The sequence below is a fragment of the Lysinibacillus sp. NPDC094177 genome (assembly GCF_050279145.1).
In the GTDB taxonomy this organism is placed as follows: Bacteria; Bacillota; Bacilli; order Bacillales_A; family Planococcaceae; genus Lysinibacillus.
Window position 1 is genome coordinate 1 of sequence record NZ_JBNNTW010000038.1, and the last position, 1,117, is coordinate 1,117.

General features: G+C 49.1%; 9 tRNA genes and 1 rRNA gene. All 10 read left to right on the forward strand.

Features of this window, described 5'->3' with window-relative positions:
- Positions 1-93 (forward strand): 5S ribosomal RNA (rrf, locus tag ACQKNC_RS22560); the annotation flags it as partial.
- 10 nt (positions 94-103) lie between these two features.
- Positions 104-179 (forward strand) — tRNA-Val (locus ACQKNC_RS22565).
- A 3-nt stretch (positions 180-182) separates the two neighbouring features.
- Positions 183-258: transfer RNA gene (locus ACQKNC_RS22570), tRNA-Thr, on the forward strand.
- Positions 259-265: 7 nt separating this feature from the next.
- Positions 266-341: transfer RNA gene (locus ACQKNC_RS22575), tRNA-Lys, on the forward strand.
- A 21-nt stretch (positions 342-362) separates the two neighbouring features.
- Positions 363-447: transfer RNA gene (locus tag ACQKNC_RS22580), tRNA-Leu, on the forward strand.
- Between the two features lie 46 nt (positions 448-493).
- Positions 494-568, forward strand: a tRNA-Gly gene (locus ACQKNC_RS22585).
- Between the two features lie 5 nt (positions 569-573).
- A tRNA-Leu gene (locus ACQKNC_RS22590) sits at positions 574-662 on the forward strand.
- Positions 663-679: 17 nt separating this feature from the next.
- Positions 680-756 (forward strand) — tRNA-Arg (locus ACQKNC_RS22595).
- 10 nt (positions 757-766) lie between these two features.
- A tRNA-Pro gene (locus ACQKNC_RS22600) sits at positions 767-843 on the forward strand.
- A 24-nt stretch (positions 844-867) separates the two neighbouring features.
- A tRNA-Ala gene (locus ACQKNC_RS22605) sits at positions 868-943 on the forward strand.
- Positions 944-1,117 lie beyond the last annotated feature (174 nt).

Below are 1,117 nucleotides of genomic sequence, written 5' to 3' on the forward strand. Positions count from 1 at the left end.
CACACCCGTTCCCATACCGAACACGGAAGTTAAGCTCTTTAGCGCCGATGGTAGTTGGGGGCTTCCCCCTGTGAGAGTAGGACGTCGCTAGGCATTATACCCAGGAGGATTAGCTCAGCTGGGAGAGCACCTGCCTTACAAGCAGGGGGTCGGCGGTTCGAGCCCGTCATCCTCCACCATTTGCCGGTTTAGCTCAGCAGGTAGAGCAACTGACTTGTAATCAGTAGGTCGTGGGTTCGATTCCTATAGCCGGCACCATAGTTTTGAGCCATTAGCTCAGTTGGTAGAGCATCTGACTTTTAATCAGAGGGTCGAAGGTTCGAGTCCTTCATGGCTCACCATTTAAATTGCCAACAAAATATGCGGGTGTGGCGGAATTGGCAGACGCACTAGACTTAGGATCTAGCGCCGCAAGGCGTGGGGGTTCGACTCCCTTCACCCGCACCATTTTTAGAATTTAATAATTGCCAGGATAAATAAATCTTATGCACATGCGGAAGTAGTTCAGTGGTAGAACACCACCTTGCCAAGGTGGGGGTCGCGAGTTCGAACCTCGTCTTCCGCTCCAAATGTGCCGGGGTGGCGGAACTGGCAGACGCACAGGACTTAAAATCCTGCGGTAGGTGACTACCGTGCCGGTTCGATTCCGGCCCTCGGCACCATTTTATTTTAATAATTAGCGCCCGTAGCTCAATTGGATAGAGCGTCTGACTACGGATCAGAAGGTTATGGGTTCGACTCCTGTCGGGCGCGCCAATAAAACAAACGGGAAGTAGCTCAGCTTGGTAGAGCACTTGGTTTGGGACCAAGGGGTCGCAGGTTCGAATCCTGTCTTCCCGACCATTTCCTAAAAATAAAATTAACTATGGGGCCTTAGCTCAGCTGGGAGAGCGCCTGCCTTGCACGCAGGAGGTCAGCGGTTCGATCCCGCTAGGCTCCACCAATTAAATTTAATGAACCTTGAAAACTGAACAAGCAAAACGTAATCAATAAAGTTTTTAATAGCTAACCTTGAGTTAGTGAAAAAAACAAAATTTTGGACATCAAACATGATGCCAGCAAAACAATTTGAGCTAATCAAATTTCTTTTTATGGAGAGTTTGATCCTGGCTCAGGA